This window comes from Streptomyces sp. NPDC056452 (assembly GCF_042796085.1).
Classification (GTDB): Bacteria; Actinomycetota; Actinomycetes; order Streptomycetales; family Streptomycetaceae; genus Streptomyces.
The window spans coordinates 175,000-190,866 of record NZ_JBHTRI010000007.1; the positions used below are offsets into that span (position 1 = coordinate 175,000).

Sequence of the window (15,867 nt, forward strand, 5' to 3'; positions counted from 1 at the left end):
CGCGATGTGATCTTCGCACTGACGCAGAGTGAGGCGCATGGATGCCATGCCGCAGCAGAATCCGGAGCCACCCCCCTCCACCCTGCCGCCGGAGGGCGCGACGGCCGTGCCACCGCCTCCCACGTCGATGCGCACGACACTGCGCAGGGCGGCGTTCGGTGCGGTGGCGGGCGCCGTGCTCGTGGCCGGCGCGGTGGTCGCCGTACCGGACGGCGACCAGGAAGCGGGGCCGCCCCTGCCCGGCCCCGTCGCCCGGGCGGAGGCAGCGGCGGCGGCCGGCTCCCCGGCGTCCCTCTCCGACCTCACGGCACTCATCGGGGACCGGCAGGAGTGGGTGGAGACGCATCCCTCCGACGCACCGTCCTGGGCGGTGCTCGGTACGGCGTACGTGGAATGGGGCCGGCGTTCCGCGGACGCGGCGTACTACACGCGGGCCGAGCAGGCCCTGCAGCGCTCACTGGCCGCGCAGCCCGGTGAACGCGGCAACGAGGAGGCCTGGGTGGGGCTGGGAGCTCTCGCCAACGCACGGCACGACTACCTCGCCGCGAAGAAGTGGGGCGAGACGGTCCGGGCCCGGCAGCCCAAGAACTGGACGGCCTACCCGGTCCTGATCGACGCGTACAACGGCCTCGGCGAGTATGCGGCCGCGAGCAAGGCCACGGAGAAGTTCGGTTCGCTGCGCAAGGGTGTCCCCGCACTCGCCAGGACCGCGGAGATGTACCGCGGCCAGGGCTGGCGCGAGGACGCCCTGGCCACTGCCCAGGAGGCCGCGGACCGCGCCACCACCCCCGCGGAGAAGGCCGAGGCCCTGCACCGCCTCGGCGACCTGGCCTGGGAGCGCGGCGAGCCCGCGGAGGCCGTCGCCCAGTACGAGGCGGCCCTGCGCACCGACGGCAACCACCTGGCCTCCCGCGCGGGCCGGGCCCGCGCCCTGGTGGCCCTGGACCGCACGGACGAGGCGCTGGCCGACTACCAGACGGTGACGGTGAAGCTGCCCCGCCCCGAGTACGTACTCGAACTGGGCGAGCTGTACGAGTCCCTGAGCCTGGACGGCGACGCCCGCACCCAGTACACGGAGCTCCGCAAGCTGCTCGCGCAGGCGAAGGCGGCCGGGGTGAACGAGTCCCTGACCGAGGCCCGCTTCGAGGCCGACCACGGCGACCCGGCGGCGGCGGTGGAGCTGATGCGCGCCGAGTGGTCGGCCCTGCACCGCAGCTCGGCGGCGGCGGACGCACTCGGCTGGGCGCTGCACCGCGCGGGCCTGTCGGAGGAGGCACTGCAGTACGCGGAACAGGCGGTGGAGACGGGCGTCCGGAACGCCTCGTACACGTACCACCTGGGTGCCATCGAGAGCGCCCTCTCCCAGAACGGCCCGGCCCGCGGTCACCTGGAGGAGTCCGTCCGTACGAATCCGTTGTTCTCCCCGCTGGCAGCTCCCCTGGCCCAGGCCGCCCTGGACTCCCTGGGCGAACCGGCTCCGGGCGGGCCGGCGGACATGCAGCCGGACCCCGCACCGGTCCCCGAGCCGGAACCGGCGAAGCCCGAACCTGCGAAGCCCGAATCCCCCAAGTCCGATGCGGCGAAGGGCGAGGCGCCGAGGGGCGAGGTGTCGGAACCCGAAGCCTCGAAGCCCGAACCGGCTCCCGCACGGCGACAGGCGCCGGCGAGACCCGCGCCCTCCGTATCCCCCGGAACGGGGCAGAGCGCGACGGCGTCCTCGCAACGCCCCTAGGAGGGCGCACGACCCGTCGGGGGTCACGCGAACGGGGCGCGGAGCCGGTCCTCACCGGCTCCGCGCCCCGTTCTCGCGATCGGTGGCGCGAGGGCGTCAACGCACCGTGGTGCTGGTGCTCACACCGGTCGGCCGGAGGGGCTCGTCGCCCGTGGCCAGGAGTTCGGCCCTGACCTTCAGACCGACGCGCCCGCCCGTACCGCCGTCACCGCCGTCACGCGACGGGTGGTCGCGGTGGGTGACGACGAGCGCGGTGCGGTAGGTGCCGTTCGGGTTCAGGTCGGCCCTCGGCGTGGGCGACACGACCGCGGTGAGCGTCCCGCCCGGACCTGCGATAAGGGTGAGGGGCCGGCCGTTCGCCGTCACGGTGAGGTCTGCGGGGGCGAGTGCCCGGCCGTCCGAGAAGACCAGGCGGGTGCCGACGCCCCGGTACCCGGGGCCGTCCGCCGGGCCTGCGAAGGAGACGAAGCCGCTCGCGGTGCCGCCCTGCGTGCGCGGGCAGGGCTGACTGACGTGGTGGCAGGGCCGGTCCTGGTTGCCTCTGTTCAGCACGATGCGGCCCCGGGCGAGCCCTTCGACGGCGAAGTCGTACGTGGTTCCGTTCGCGGTCAGGTTGTCCACGTAGGCGTCGAGCGGGGCTTCGACGTCACCGGGCCTGCCGACGTTCGCGAGGAGGCCGATGACCCCGTCACCGGGGGCGTCGCACCCGGCGGCATAGGTGCTCAGCGGCGCGTCGGATCCGGCGGGCAGCGCGGGGTCCGTCGGCAGCGCCCGTGAGGTGCGCCAGAGCGAGGCGCCGGTGGACTCGAAGTGCTGCCAGGTGTCCGGCACCACGCCGGCGCGGCCCCGGCTGTCGGTGGCGAGCTGCGGCTGGAAGCTGAGAGTGGTGAAGGCGCCCCGGCAGATCATGGGGAGCTGGAGGTTCGCGGCGGTGCCGGTGGCGCCCCCCTCCACGGTCTTCACGTAGGAGTCGTAGGACAGCTCAGCGGCCGCGACGGTGCTCAGCGGAACCTGGGCCGTGTAGTGCGCGGCCTGGGCCTGCTGCCCGCCCGCGATCGAGAGGTGAAGGCTGCCGTTGAACCGGACCGGGTCGGCGAAGGGCGAGACCTCCTGGACGCCGGGCAGCCTGTTCACGTTGGCCTGGTCGTCCTGGAGCCGGAGCCAGGGCCTCCACGGTCCCAGGTCGGCGGCCCTGACCTGCTGTACGACGTTCGCTGCCGCCGCGCCCACGGCGGAGGGGGCGAGCAGGGCGAGGCATGCGCCGGCCGCCACTGCGGCGGCGGAGACGGACGCGGTGAGGCGGTTCATCGAGTGGGGGCTCCCGTCGGAAGCTGCGGCGCGCTCGGCCGCAGGCCGCGAGGTCGCGGCTCCCTCATCCGTCCCACGCCCGGTCGGGACAACTCCCGCCGCGCCTCTACCTCACCCGATCAGCACGGTCAAGGACCCCGCCGGCCCCGAGCGTGTCCCCGTCGGCCGCACGCGGCACCACGCGGCGGGCGGGGCCCTCCGGCTGTCGGATGGCCCCGCCCGTCGCTCGGTGGATCAGAGGTTGCCGCGCTTCTCCTGCTCGCGCTCGATCGCCTCGAACAGCGCCTTGAAGTTGCCCTTGCCGAAGCCCATCGAGCCATGGCGCTCGATCATCTCGAAGAAGACCGTCGGACGGTCCTGGACCGGCTTGGTGAAGATCTGCAGCAGGTAGCCGTCCTCGTCGCGGTCGACCAGGATCTTCAGCTCGCGCAGCGTCTCGACGGGGACCCGGGTCTCGCCCGCCCACTCGCCGAGGGTGTCGTAGTAGGAGTCCGGAGTGTCCAGGAACTGCACGCCGGCCGCCCGCATCGCCTTCACGGAGGCGACGATGTCGTTGGTGGCGAGTGCGATGTGCTGGACGCCCGCGCCGCCGTAGAACTCCAGGTACTCGTCGATCTGCGACTTCTTCTTCGCGATCGCCGGCTCGTTGATCGGGAACTTCACCTTCAGCGTGCCGTCGGCGACGACCTTCGACATGAGGGCGGAGTACTCGGTGGCGATGTCGTCGCCCACGAACTCCTTCATGTTGGTGAAGCCCATGACCTTGTTGTAGAACGCCACCCACTCGTTCATCCGGCCGAGCTCGACGTTGCCCACGCAGTGGTCGATGGCCTGGAAGGTGCGCTTGGCCGCCGGTTCGACGATCGGGGCCGCCGCGGTGAAGCCGGGCAGGTACGGGCCGTCGTAGCCGGAGCGGTCGACCAGCGTGTGGCGGGTCTTTCCGTACGTGGCGATGGCGGCCAGGACGACCGTGCCGTGCTCGTCCTTCAGCTCGTACGGCTCGGTGATGCCCTGCGCACCGTGCTCGACGGCGTACGCGTACGCGGCGCGGGCGTCGGGGACCTCGATCGCGAGGTCGACCACGCCGTCGCCGTGGGCGTTGACGTGGTCGGCCAGGAAGGTGCCCCACTCGGTGGACGCCTTGATGACGGAGGTGAGGACGAAGCGGGCGGAACCGTTGGTCAGGACGTAACTCGCGGTCTCGCGGCTGCCGTTCTCCGGTCCGGAGTAGGCGACGAGCTTCATGCCGAAGGCGGTCGAGTAGTAGTGCGCCGCCTGCTTGGCGTTGCCCACGGCGAAGACCACCGCGTCCATTCCCTTGACCGGGAAGGGATCGGCCTGCCGGGCGGTGTCGGGGGTGGTGTGCAGAGTCTCAGTCATGTCCGAAGGTTCCCGCCGCTTCGCAAGGTGCGCAACAGTTCGCGTAATCGCTGGTCAATCTGTACAGCGGCTGGCGATGATGGGCAGGCTATCCGTACAGGGTGCCCATCAGGAGGCGGATCATGGCGATCGATCATCTGGACGGCCGGCTCATCGTGCTGCTGGCCCGTGAGCCCCGTATCGGTGTACTCGAGGCCTCACGGCGGCTCGGAGTGGCGCGCGGGACCGTGCAGGCGCGGCTGGACCGCCTTCAGTCGAATGGCGTCATCCGGAGCTTCGGCCCCGACGTCGATCCGGCGGCGCTCGGCTACCCCGTCACCGCGTTCGCCACGCTGGAGATCAGGCAGGGCCAAGGTGCCGATGTACGGGCCCATTTGAGTGGCGTGCCCGAGGTGCTCGAACTGCACACCACCACCGGACAGGGCGACATGCTCTGCCGGCTCGTCGCCCGCTCCAACGCCGATCTCCAGCGGGTGATCGACCGGGTTGTCGGTTTGGATGGCATTGTCCGGGCGTCCACGGCCATCGTCATGGAAAACCCGGTCCCCCTGCGTATTCTCCCGCTCGTCGAGCAGGCTGCACAGGACACCGACTGATCCGAGGAGCGTCATGTGAACTTCTGGGAGTACGTGAGCACCCGGCACCAGCAGCTGCTCACCGACGCGTTCCAGCACGTCAGCGCCGTCTTCCAGTGCATGGTCATCGCCACGTTGCTCGGCGTCCTGATCGGCGTGGTCAGCTACCGGAGCAGCTGGGGCGGGTCACTGGCCGTCACGTCCACGGCCATGATCCTCACGATCCCGTCGCTCGCGGCGATCGGCCTGCTGATCCCCCTGGTCGGCCTCGGGGTGCCGCCGACGGTGATCATCCTGACCCTCTACGGGCTGCTGCCCGTCGTCCGCAACTCCATCGTCGGGCTACGGGGTGTGGACCCGGCCCTCGTCGACGCGGCGAAGGGCATCGGGATGTCACGTACGGCGCAGCTGTGCCGGGTGGAACTGCCGCTCGCCTGGCCGCCCATCCTCACCGGGATCCGGGTCTCCACCCAGATGCTGATGGGCATCGCCGCCATCGCCGCGTACGCCTCGGGCCCCGGCCTCGGGAACGAGATCTTCCGCGGTCTCGCCTCGCTGGGCAGCGCCAACGCGATCAACCAGGTCCTCTCGGGCACGCTCGGCATCGTCATCCTCGCCCTGCTCTTCGACGCCGCGTACGTCCTGCTCGGACGACTCACCATCCCGAGGGGGATCCGTGTCTGAAACCGTCACCGGACCGACGGGGACTCCCGCGTCCGGCACCACCACCTCGGGTGCCACCATCCAGCTGGAGAACCTCACCAAGTCCTATCCCGGCAGCCCCGCTCCGGCCGTCGACAACGTCTCCATGGACATCAAGGCCGGCGAGACCGTGATCCTCGTGGGGCCCTCCGGCTGCGGGAAGTCCACCACGCTGAAGATGATCAACCGGCTGATCGAGCCGACGTCCGGGCGGATCAGGATCAACGACGAGGACGTCACCGACATGGACGGGGTGAAGCTGCGGCGCAAGATCGGCTACGCGATCCAGTCCTCGGGGCTCTTCCCGCACATGACGGTCGCGGAGAACATCGCCCTCGTACCGAAGATGACCGGCTGGTCGAAGTCAGGGGTGAAGAACCGGGTCGAGGAGATGCTCGACCTCGTCGGTCTCGATCCGAGGGAGTTCCACGGGCGGTATCCGCGCCAGCTCTCCGGCGGCCAGCAGCAGCGGGTCGGCGTGGCGCGGGCACTGGCCGCGGACCCGCCGGTGCTGCTGATGGACGAGCCGTTCGGCGCGGTCGACCCCATCACCCGCGACCACCTCCAGGACGAGCTGATCCGGCTCCAGCACGAGCTGCACAAGACGATCGTCTTCGTCACGCACGACTTCGACGAGGCGATCAAGCTGGGCGACCGGATCGCGGTGCTGCGGGAACGTTCGCACATCGCCCAGTTCGACACCCCGGAAGCCATCCTCACCAATCCGACGGACGACTTCGTGTCCGGGTTCGTGGGGGCGGGCGCGGCGCTGAAGAGGCTCAACCTCACCCGCGTACGGGATGTCGGGATCGCCGACTTCCCGACGGTGACCGTCGAGGACCCGCTCCAGTCGATCTTCGACAAGCTGCGCGACGGCGGGCAGAACGAGCTGCTGATGCTGGACCGCAGGAACCGCCCGTACAAGTGGCTCCGGCGCGGTGACCTGATGCGGGCCAAGGGCTCGCTGGCCCGGGCCGGACAGTTGGTGCACGACACCGTGACCCGGGACGCGACGCTCCACGACGCGCTGGAGGCCGTGCTGACCGACAGCAGCGGACGGGTCGCGGTCACGGGGCGGCGCGGGGAGTTCATCGGCGTCGTCGACATGCAGACGCTGATGAACTCCGTGCAGGAGCTCCTGGAGGCGGACCGGCTCACCGCGATGGAGCACCAGCACGATCTGGAGCACCTGCGGGTCCATCAGACGGAGCAGGAGCTGGAGGGGGGTGGCAGCGGGCTATGACCCCCAGTCATCAGGCACCCCCCGAGGGGACGCGGCCGCCCGGGGAGCAGGATGCGGGAGGCGACGCCTTTCGTGACGAGGAGGCGGAACCCTCCCCCGCGCCGCCCCGTCCGGCCCGCCGGATCACCTGGAAGAAGCTCGTGGTGGTACCGGCCGTCTGCGCGGTCGTCCTCGTGGCGACGTACCTGTGGATCTCCAACGTCGACCTCGACTCGATCGCGGAGAACTCGCTGGCCGGCGACATCGTCGAGGTGCGCTGGTGGCAGCACGTCAGACTGACCGCGATCTCCACCTTCTGGGTGCTGATCATCGCCATCCCCCTCGGTATCGCGCTGACCCGGCGCGGCCTGAACAAGGCGGCCCCCGGGGTCACGGTCCTCGCCAACATCGGCCAGGCGACCCCCGCGATCGGGCTGCTGGCGCTGCTGGTGATCTGGCTGGGCATCGGCCCGTCCACGGCGATCGTCGGGATGGTGATCTACGCGGTACTGCCGGTGCTCTCCAACACGGTGGCCGGCCTGAAGGGGATCGAACCGACGCTCGTGGAGGCGTCCCGGGGCATCGGGATGTCGCCCATGGGGACGCTGACCCGGGTCGAACTGCCGCTCGCCGTCCCGCTGATCCTGGCGGGCGTACGGACGGCCCTGGTCCTCAACGTGGGCACGGCGACCCTGGCCACCTTCGGGGGCGGCGGCGGACTCGGCGACCTGATCACCTCGGGGATCCAGACGCAGCGCATGCCCGTGCTGGTCCTCGGTTCCGTACTGACGGTGGTCCTGGCACTGCTGGTGGACTGGCTGGCCTCGCTGGTCGAACTGGCGCTGACACCGCGCGGACTGGAGGAAGCGTGAGGGTACGTACGGGCCTGGCATCGGCTGCCGCGCTCGCCCTGCTGCTCACGGGGTGCGGGCTGAAGAGCGGTTCGCCGCTGGTGGACGAGGTGGAACCGGGGTCGGTCGGGCAGGGGCAGCCGCTCAGGGGCGCCTCGCTGACGGTGACCTCGAAGAACTTCAGCGAGAACATCATCCTGGGGCAGATCATGGGCCTGATCTTCAAGGCGGCCGGCGCCGAGGTGCTGGACCGGACGAACCTGCCGGGGTCGATCAGCGCGCGCGAGGCGGTCGTCAAGGGCGAGGCCGACGCCCTGTACGACTACACGGGCACGGCATGGATCACCTACCTGGGCCATGCCAAGCCGGTCGTCGACCCGCAGAAGCAGTGGGAGGTCGTCCGCGACGAGGACAAGGGCAACGGGGTGACCTGGCTCCCGCCGTCCACGCTCGACAACACGTACGCCCTGGCCATCAGCAAGAAGAACAACGCCAAGTACCACCTCAAGACCCTGTCGGACGTGGCCGCACTCGCGAAGAAGGACCCGAAGGCCGTCACGGTCTGCGTCGAGAACGAGTTCGCCTCCCGCGACGACGGGCTGCCCGGTATGCAGAAGCTGTACGGGATGAACCTGCCGGCCTCGAACATCAAGAAGATGGACGCCGGGATCATCTACACCCAGGTGTCCAAGTCCGACTCCTGTCTGCTCGGCGAGGTGTACACCACCGACGGCCGTATCAAGGCGATGAATCTGGACGTCATGGAGGACGACAAGCAGTTCTTCCCCAACTACAACGCGGCCCCCGCCATCCACACGGCGACCCTGAAGAAGTACCCGGAGATCGCCGGACTGCTGGCCCCGGTCACCGAGATGCTGACGACGCAGCTCGCGCAGGAGCTCAACTCCAAGGTCGACGTTGACGGGGAGGACCCGCACGAGGTGGCGAAGGACTGGCTGGTGGAGGAGGGGTTCATCCGGGTGGGCTGAGCAGGCCGACAAGACTTCCAAAGAAGTCGTTGCAAAAAACGTGTTGCAAAGCAGTCTTTGCAACTCTATGGTCGTGTCATGCCACCGAACGAGCCCGAGGACCGGCCGGTCCCGTACGCCGACGACCCGAAGATCCACCACGTCGACGCCCGCACCCTGCGCGGCCTCGCCCACCCCCTGCGCATCCGGCTGCTGAACGCCCTGAGGGAGTTCGGCCCCGCCACCGCCTCCGGTCTCGCCGACCGGCTCGGCGAATCGAGCGGCGCCACCAGCTACCACCTGCGCCAGCTCGCCTCGTACGGCTTCGTCGAGGACGACCCGGAGCGCGGCAAGGGGCGCGAGCGGTGGTGGAAGGCCGTCCACGCGGGCACGATCTTCGGGCGCAGCGAGAACTTCATGCAGCACCCGGACCCCGAGGTGCGCGGCGCCATCGGAGTCGTGCTGCACGAAGTGGCGACCACGCACGCCCAGGAGCTGAACACCTGGCTCGGCACGATGCACGAATGGCCCGAGGAGTGGCGTCGGTCCTTCGAGATCAGCGACTTCAAGCTGCGGCTCACCCCCGAACTCTCGATGGAGCTCGCGGAGAAGATGCTCGACCTCGTGAACAGCTACCGGGGCCGCGTCCCCGAGGACACCGAGGGGTCGGCCGTGGTCCGCACCCACCTGCACATGTTCCCGCGCCCCACCGACTGAGGGGATCACCGTCATGCACAGCGACATCCACCACCTGTTGCACACCTACCGCGCCACCGAGCTCCGGGGCGACGCCGCAGAGTTCTCCCCCGTACGCCCCGGGCTGCGCCACCGGATGGGCTGGACGATGGTCGAGCTGGGCCTGCGTCTGGCCCAGTGCACGCCGCCCCCGGCACGCGCCGCTCGAACGGCCTGACGTGGACGGGGGGCAACAGGCGCGGGACCGCATCCCGCTCGCCGCCGTCCTGGCGGCCAACTCGATATCCACAGCAGGCACGTCACTGACCCTCATCGGGGTCCCGTGGTTCGTCCTGGAGACCACCGGAAGCGCCGGCCGGGCCGGTGTCGTCGCCTTCTGCGCGACCCTGCCGATCGTCGTCGCCGCACTGATCGGCGGGCCCGTCATCGACCGGATCGGCCGGCGCCGGGTCGCCGTCGCCTCCGACACGGTCTGCGGCGCGGCCATCGCCACGATCCCGCTGCTGCACTACGCGGGCGCACTCGAATTCTGGATGCTGTGCGCGCTGATGGCGCTGAACGGGCTGGCCCACACGCCCGGCAACACCGCGCGCTACGTCCTCGTACCCGATCTCGCCGAGCACGCGGGCACCACGCTCGCCCGCGCCGCCAGCCTCTTCGACGCGGTTTCGCGCGGCGCCCGCATGGTCGGCGCGGCGCTCGCGGGCGTACTGATCGCAGTCGTCGGCGCCGAGACCGTGCTCCTGCTGGACGCGGCGACGTTCGCCCTGTCCGCACTGCTGGTCGCAGCCGGCGTACGAGGGGTCGGTGCGGCCGAGCCCCGCAAGGCCGCCGACCCCGTGTCGCTGCGTACGTACCGCGCCGAACTCCGCGAGGGCTACACCTACCTGCTCGGCAACCGGCTGCTGCTCGCCGTGGTCGTCATGGTGATGTTCATGAACGGCACGGACCAGGGATGGAACGCCGTCCTGCTGCCCGTGCACGCCGAGGGCGAGCTGGGCGGGGCCACCGATCTGGGGCTGCTCACCGCGCTGTTCGGCGCGGGCGGCCTCACGGGCGCCCTGCTGTACGGGGCGGTGGGGCACCGCTTCTCGCGGCGGGCCGTGTTCACGGTGTGCGTGATGCTGTGCGGGGCGCCGAGGTTCCTGGTCGCCGCGCTGACCGGGACGACACTGCCGCTGGCGGTCACCATGGCGCTGGGCGGTGTCGCGGGCGGCATGCTCAACCCGATCCTGACGACGATGACGTACGAACGCGTACCCCAGGAACTGCGCAGCCGGGTGTCAGGGGCCCTCACCGCGGGCTGCGAGCTCGCCATGCCGGTGGGCGGTCTCGCGGCGGGCCTGCTGGTCGAGGGCATGGGAGCGACGGGCGCGCTGCTGGCGATGGGCGGGGTGTACTTCCTGGCGACGCTGAGCCCTCTGGTGTTCCCGGCCTGGCGCACCATGGAGGGGACCGGGGAGCCGGTCAGCAGCTCGGGACCTTGTTCCCCTGCTCCAGGGCCTTCAGCGAGGACACCGCGTTCTTCAGTGTCGTGACGGGGATCAGCCGCAGGCCCTTCGGCTGCTCCGCCTTCGCTTCCTTGCACTCGGCCCTGGGCACGAGGAAGACGGTCGCACCGTCGCGCCGGGCGGCCTGCGTCTTCAGGGAGACCCCGCCGACGGCCCCGACCGAGCCGTTGGCCTCGATCGTCCCCGTACCGGCGACGGTACGGCCGCCGGTCAGGTCGCCGCCGGAGCCGTCACCCGCGAGCTTGTCGATGATGCCGAGCGAGAAGAACAGACCCGCGCTGGGGCCGCCGACGTCCGCGAGGTGCAGGGTGATGTCGACGGACCCGGGGGCCTTGCCGAGGTACTTCAGGGCGGCGTCGACGGCGACGTCCTGCGACTCCTCCATGTCCTGGAGATTGTGCTGCTCGATCTCCTTCTCGGAGCCGCCGGTCGGGTAGACGGAGTCGCGGGGCATGACCGCGCGGTCCGTCCTGAACCAGCTGTCGACCACGTCCCCGATCCCGACGTCGGCCTCCGGTCCGGTGGCGACGATGGTCGTCATCCGCAGCTCGCCGTCGGTGGTGCGGGTCGGCGCGCCCTTGATCGTGATGACCGGCTTCCCCTGGTCGTCCCCGAGGACGTCGGCGGTCGTCCCGGGCTGCGCCAGGGTGAACGGCAGCGGCGCGAAGGCGGCCGTGCCGAACAGGGCGAGGACCGGCAGCGCGCAGAGGGCGAGGATGCGGGGGCGCGAGAGACGAATGAGCACCGGCCCAATCTATCCGCCGCCGCACGCCCCCTGTTCCGCAGGACTGCGCGGGGGGCCGGGTCCCCCCGGCCCCCCGCGCAGTCCCGGGGCGGAGGCGACTCCTGCCCCCACGCGCTTTCAGCGCAGCGCGTCCGCGACCTCCCGGGCCGCGTCGAGCACGCGCGGGCCGACCCTCTCCGGTACGGCGTCGGCGAGCATGACCACGCCCACGCTGCCCTCCACCCCGGACACCCCGACCAGCGGCGCAGCGGCGCCGCAGGCGCCGGCTTCGAGCTCTCCGTGGGTGAGGGTGTAGCCGGGATGGTCGGCGACCGTCTTCTGCCGGGCGGTGAGAATCGCCCGGCCCGCGGCGCCCCTGTCCAGTGCGTGACGGAAGCCGGCCCGGTAGGCGACGTGGTAGTCGGTCCAGGTCGGTTCGACGACCGCGACCGCGAGCGCATCGGCCCCGTCGACGAGGGTGAGGTGGGCGGTCGCCCCTATGTCCTCGGCCAGGGAACGCAGCGCGGGCAGCGCCGCCTCCCTGACGAGCGGATGCACCTGACGGCCCAGGCGCAGCACGCCCAGGCCCACTCTGGCCCGGCCACCCAGATCACGGCGGACCAGCGCGTGCTGTTCCAGAGTGGCGAGCAGTCGGTAGACCACGGTGCGGTTGACGCCGAGTTTGTTGGACAACTCGGTGACGGTCAGACCGTGGTCGGTATCGGCGAGCAGCTTGAGGACACGCAGTCCCCGGTCGAGCGTCTGAGAAGTCTCCGCGGTCACGACGCCCTCTCCCTCTTGGTGAGCGGGGCGGTTCTCCCGGAAGTGAGACGCCGGTCCCAGCGGCGACGCACGGAGAGGCCGCCGACTGGCCATGGCACCGGCTGCGCTCCGCGGCCACGCTGCCACGGGGCGTTTCATGTTTCGGGGACATTAGCGAGCGGGTCCGCTCAGCGGAAGCCCTCGTCCAGAATCCGGGCGCTCCCAAAAACGCGATGACATAACCGCCGGTCAGCGCGGAACCGTCCGGAACGCGAACATCTACGCGCGTTCAAGTCGCGTGACGTCGTCGCGACGCTCCGTACACCACACGTGAACGGTTGTTAACCCATCGTGAATAAAAATTTCAAATTTTTCCCACGCCCGGCGCCAACCGCGACTTCCCACGCCCCTCGGTGACGGATCGCGCCTCCGCGGCCGTGCCGCCCGGTGCGCCGCTTCACCCTGGCCGCGCGCGCCGATCGTGCACCGTGACCGTAGACACTCGCGGTCGAACCGGCCACCCCGGGCGGCCTTACAGGTCCTCCACACATCACCTGGAATTGATCATTTCAATTCATGGTCAACTCTTAAGCAAAGTGTCGGGCTCGACGGATGACTGACCCGCCACATCCCCATCGCAAGTGGGGCATACGGGAATTATCGGTGCTACGGGGAGGGGTAACCGCAATGGCGTGGGACGAATGGGAGCAGCTGAAATCCGAGGCGGCGGACAAGCACTCTGCGCGGATGCAGTTGAACCAGGTGCCGCCCGAAGCGGGCGGAGGGCCGCCACCTCAGGGAGACCTGAAGGTCAATCAGCAGGATCTGGCGGCGATCGGCAATACCGCGTACCGGCTGTACGGCGACCTCGAAAAGGCCGGTGACCACGCCCGCACGTCCACCCAGAAGGCCGCCGGAACCCTGAAGACGGAGACGTTCGCCCTGGGCGGGGCCCTCGATCACGTGGCCTCACGCTGGATCGACCAGGTCCGCTCCCTGTTGGACGCCTGCGCCCACATCTCCAACCACCTCGACTACACCAAGGGCGCGCACGCCGGCGACGAGGTCTACATCGCCACGGTGGTCAGCAACATCGACACCCTTGACAAGGGCTTCGATGAAAGGTCCGGCAACTGATGGATCTCGATTCCCTGCGCTTCGCAAACTTCTCCGACCTTGACGCAGCGATCACCGACTGGGAACAAATGGTCGCAAAGCTCAAAATTCTCCAGGAGGACGCGAAGGACGACCTCAAAGCCAAGTCCGACAAAGCGAACTGGGCCGGCGAGAACGCCACCGTCACCCGCGCTTTTGTGGACAAGACGGCCGGCGAGTTCACCGACGCCCACACCCAGGCCGAGACGATCAAGAAGATCGTCACCGACACCCGCGGTGAACTCGTCGGATATCGCACGCAGCTGAATGCAGCCATCGACCGCGGGCTGAAGAAGAACCTCACAGTACGTGACACGGGCGAGGGATCCTTCACCGTCACCATGAACATCCACCCCGACCGGGCGGCGAAGGGCACCTCGGTGCCCGAGCACACTCAGCAGGACGTCGACGCGTTCCGGGACGAGATCCAGAACATTCTGAAGAACGCCACGGAGAGCGACACCTCGGCGGCCAAAGTGCTCACGCTCCTGGTCGACCAGGCCAAGTACGGCTTCTCCGACGCCAGCTACGCGGACCGGGACTCCGCGGCCAAGGCCGTGGAGGAGGCGGAGAAGGTCGCCAAGATCCTCAAGAAGGACCCGCACGACGTCACGCTGACAGAGCTCGACACCCTCAACACCACGCTGTCCACCTACAAGAACGACCCGCTCTTCGCCGAGCGGTTCGCCACCCAGGTGGAACCGAAGAAGGTGCTCGAGTTCTACGCCGGCGTCGCCGACCCGTACCAGGGCATGGGGCGGGACCCGAAGTTCTACGAACAGGCGAAGCAGCTTCAGAAGAACCTCGGCATCACCCTGGGCACGGCCACGCTCTCCGACAGCGACAGGATGCAGGGCTGGGAAGCGAAGATGGTGAAGCTGGGCCCGGACCGGCTCGGCATCGACGACGCCAACGACCCCACGGGCTTCGGCGTCATGAGCAACCTCATGCGGTTCGGCGACTACGACGACCAGTTCCTCAACGCGTACGGCGACAAGCTCATCGCGTACGACAAGGAACGCAACGTCGAGGACATGAGCCCCTGGGTCAACAACTGGAACCAGGGCGACCTCAACTTCTGGGACAAGAACGACCGGGGCCGCGACCCGATGACGGGCTTCATGCAAGCCCTGGGCCACAACCCCGACGCCTCCACCCAGTTCTTCGCGCAGCCCGACGGCGCGGGGGACTCGGTCGACAAGGCCGATGAGGTCAACGAGCACCTCAAGTACCTGACCCAGGACCGCATCTGGCTCGCGGACCCGACGCTCGACGGCGACAGCAAATTCAACGCCGGCAAGGACGCACTGGGCCACGCGCTGGAGTCCGCCACCACCGGCTACGCGTACGACTCCGACCCGCTGACCGGAAAGGACCCCCTGCACCCCGGCAGCGGGGACCACCGCACGGCGGCAACGGCCGGGGTCATGGAGCAGGTGGCGTACCTGTACGGGAGCGATAAGGGCCCCGAGATGCTGCACAAGCAGTCGGAGCTGGCGGACAGCCTGGGCAAGATGGGTGCGGCGTACATCGACGACATCGACTACAGCCTGTCGGGCATCGGCGACCACGCGAAGGACGACGGCGCCTTCCCAGCCAAGTACGAGGGGCGTGCGAACTTCGGCAACACGGGTGCCATCAACTTCCTGAGTGTATTGGGCCAGAACGAGACCTCCCACGGGGTGGTCTCAGCCGCCCAGCACCTCTACACGCTCAGCGCGTTGGATGCTTTCCCGGCCACCAGTGACGGGAACATCGACAGTGCCCACGACGCTTTGACGACCGGCGCCGAGGCGCGGGGCATCCTGGACCACTCGCGCGTGCAGCAGGCGGAGACGGACTACGAGAAGGGCTCCGAAGAGGCCAACAAGTCCCTGGGACGGTCGGGGGACTGGATCGGCCTGGGCGCCGGCATCGTCGTGGGAGGAGGCATCGCCGCCCTGCCCGTGCCCGGCACCACCGTCGCGGGCGTGGCGATCGCTCCGCTGGTCACCGAAGCCGTCGGCGAGGCCGTCAACACCTTTATCGGGCAGGAGATCGACAAGGGTGTCGACGCAAGGGAGAAGGACCCCACGAAGGAGGCTCAAATGACCAGCGAAAAATTCTACGACAAGGGATTCGACCAGCTCGGTAGTGCCTACGACACCTATGTCAAGGAGAATCCCGAGCTGGGTGAAACCGGCGATGAGGAGAACTGGGCAGAGGGCATCAAGAACAGCTACGACCTGGGCTCAGGCCAAGACGACTATCGCGGGCGCGCCCCGTACGAGGGCTGATCGGC

The 15,867-nt window shown here is 69.5% G+C and carries 15 protein-coding genes; 11 read left to right on the forward strand and 4 right to left on the reverse strand.

The features are described 5' to 3' along the window. The first annotated feature begins 37 nt into the window (after window positions 1-37). Window positions 38-1,732, forward strand: a complete 1,695-nt coding sequence (locus tag ACFQ6X_RS09860; protein WP_383178638.1) for a tetratricopeptide repeat protein — start codon at window positions 38-40, stop codon at window positions 1,730-1,732. A gap of 96 nt (window positions 1,733-1,828) precedes the next feature. Here the strand turns inward: ACFQ6X_RS09860 and ACFQ6X_RS09865 are convergent, their stop codons facing one another. Together ACFQ6X_RS09865 and hppD are read right to left on the reverse strand one after the other, a co-directional pair. After that, window positions 1,829-3,040 carry a hypothetical protein gene (locus ACFQ6X_RS09865; protein WP_383178640.1) on the reverse strand — a complete coding sequence of 404 codons (1,212 nt, stop codon included), beginning with the start codon at window positions 3,038-3,040 and terminating at the stop codon, window positions 1,829-1,831. Window positions 3,041-3,274: 234 nt separating this feature from the next. Beyond that, entirely contained in the window at window positions 3,275-4,420 is a 1,146-nt protein-coding gene (gene hppD, locus ACFQ6X_RS09870; RefSeq protein WP_383178644.1) for a 4-hydroxyphenylpyruvate dioxygenase, read from the reverse strand. A 122-nt stretch (window positions 4,421-4,542) separates the two neighbouring features. Between hppD and ACFQ6X_RS09875 the strand changes: the two genes are divergently transcribed. From ACFQ6X_RS09875 to ACFQ6X_RS09910, 8 genes are all read left to right on the forward strand, one after another. After that, entirely contained in the window at window positions 4,543-5,016 is a 474-nt protein-coding gene (locus ACFQ6X_RS09875) for an Lrp/AsnC family transcriptional regulator (protein WP_351175531.1), read from the forward strand. Window positions 5,017-5,031: 15 nt separating this feature from the next. Beyond that, a complete protein-coding gene (locus ACFQ6X_RS09880; protein ID WP_329210527.1) occupies window positions 5,032-5,679 on the forward strand; it encodes an ABC transporter permease in 648 nt (215 codons plus the stop codon). Beyond that, window positions 5,672-6,940 carry an ABC transporter ATP-binding protein gene (locus ACFQ6X_RS09885; protein ID WP_383178649.1) on the forward strand — a complete coding sequence of 423 codons (1,269 nt, stop codon included), beginning with the start codon at window positions 5,672-5,674 and terminating at the stop codon, window positions 6,938-6,940. The genes ACFQ6X_RS09880 and ACFQ6X_RS09885 overlap by 8 nt, the downstream gene beginning before the upstream one ends. Continuing rightward, window positions 6,937-7,791, forward strand: a complete 855-nt coding sequence (locus tag ACFQ6X_RS09890) for an ABC transporter permease (RefSeq protein WP_383178652.1) — start codon at window positions 6,937-6,939, stop codon at window positions 7,789-7,791. The genes ACFQ6X_RS09885 and ACFQ6X_RS09890 overlap by 4 nt, the downstream gene beginning before the upstream one ends. Then, window positions 7,788-8,759 (forward strand): glycine betaine ABC transporter substrate-binding protein, encoded by a 972-nt coding sequence (locus ACFQ6X_RS09895; RefSeq protein ID WP_383178655.1) that lies wholly within the window; start codon window positions 7,788-7,790, stop codon window positions 8,757-8,759. The genes ACFQ6X_RS09890 and ACFQ6X_RS09895 overlap by 4 nt, the downstream gene beginning before the upstream one ends. Before the next feature lie 78 nt (window positions 8,760-8,837). Then, window positions 8,838-9,455, forward strand: a complete 618-nt coding sequence (locus ACFQ6X_RS09900) for an ArsR/SmtB family transcription factor (protein ID WP_383178658.1) — start codon at window positions 8,838-8,840, stop codon at window positions 9,453-9,455. A gap of 13 nt (window positions 9,456-9,468) precedes the next feature. Further along, entirely contained in the window at window positions 9,469-9,651 is a 183-nt protein-coding gene (locus ACFQ6X_RS09905) for a hypothetical protein (RefSeq protein WP_383178661.1), read from the forward strand. A 1-nt stretch (window position 9,652) separates the two neighbouring features. Continuing rightward, window positions 9,653-10,972 (forward strand): MFS transporter, encoded by a 1,320-nt coding sequence (locus tag ACFQ6X_RS09910; RefSeq protein WP_383178664.1) that lies wholly within the window; start codon window positions 9,653-9,655, stop codon window positions 10,970-10,972. Here the strand turns inward: ACFQ6X_RS09910 and ACFQ6X_RS09915 are convergent. Together ACFQ6X_RS09915 and ACFQ6X_RS09920 are read right to left on the reverse strand one after the other, a co-directional pair. Further along, a complete protein-coding gene (locus ACFQ6X_RS09915) occupies window positions 10,902-11,690 on the reverse strand; it encodes a S16 family serine protease (protein ID WP_383178666.1) in 789 nt (262 codons plus the stop codon). The two genes, ACFQ6X_RS09910 and ACFQ6X_RS09915, sit on opposite strands and share 71 nt — an antisense overlap. 117 nt (window positions 11,691-11,807) lie before the next feature. Then, a complete protein-coding gene (locus ACFQ6X_RS09920; protein ID WP_069173008.1) occupies window positions 11,808-12,452 on the reverse strand; it encodes an IclR family transcriptional regulator in 645 nt (214 codons plus the stop codon). 666 nt (window positions 12,453-13,118) lie between these two features. Here ACFQ6X_RS09920 and ACFQ6X_RS09925 point away from each other — a divergent pair. Continuing rightward, window positions 13,119-13,568 (forward strand): hypothetical protein, encoded by a 450-nt coding sequence (locus ACFQ6X_RS09925; protein WP_383178670.1) that lies wholly within the window; start codon window positions 13,119-13,121, stop codon window positions 13,566-13,568. Beyond that, the gene (locus tag ACFQ6X_RS09930) at window positions 13,568-15,862 is read left to right on the forward strand and encodes a DUF6571 family protein (protein WP_383178673.1); all 2,295 of its coding nucleotides are present in this window, start codon (window positions 13,568-13,570) and stop codon (window positions 15,860-15,862) included. Before ACFQ6X_RS09925 ends, ACFQ6X_RS09930 begins: the two co-directional genes overlap by 1 nt. Window positions 15,863-15,867 lie beyond the last annotated feature (5 nt).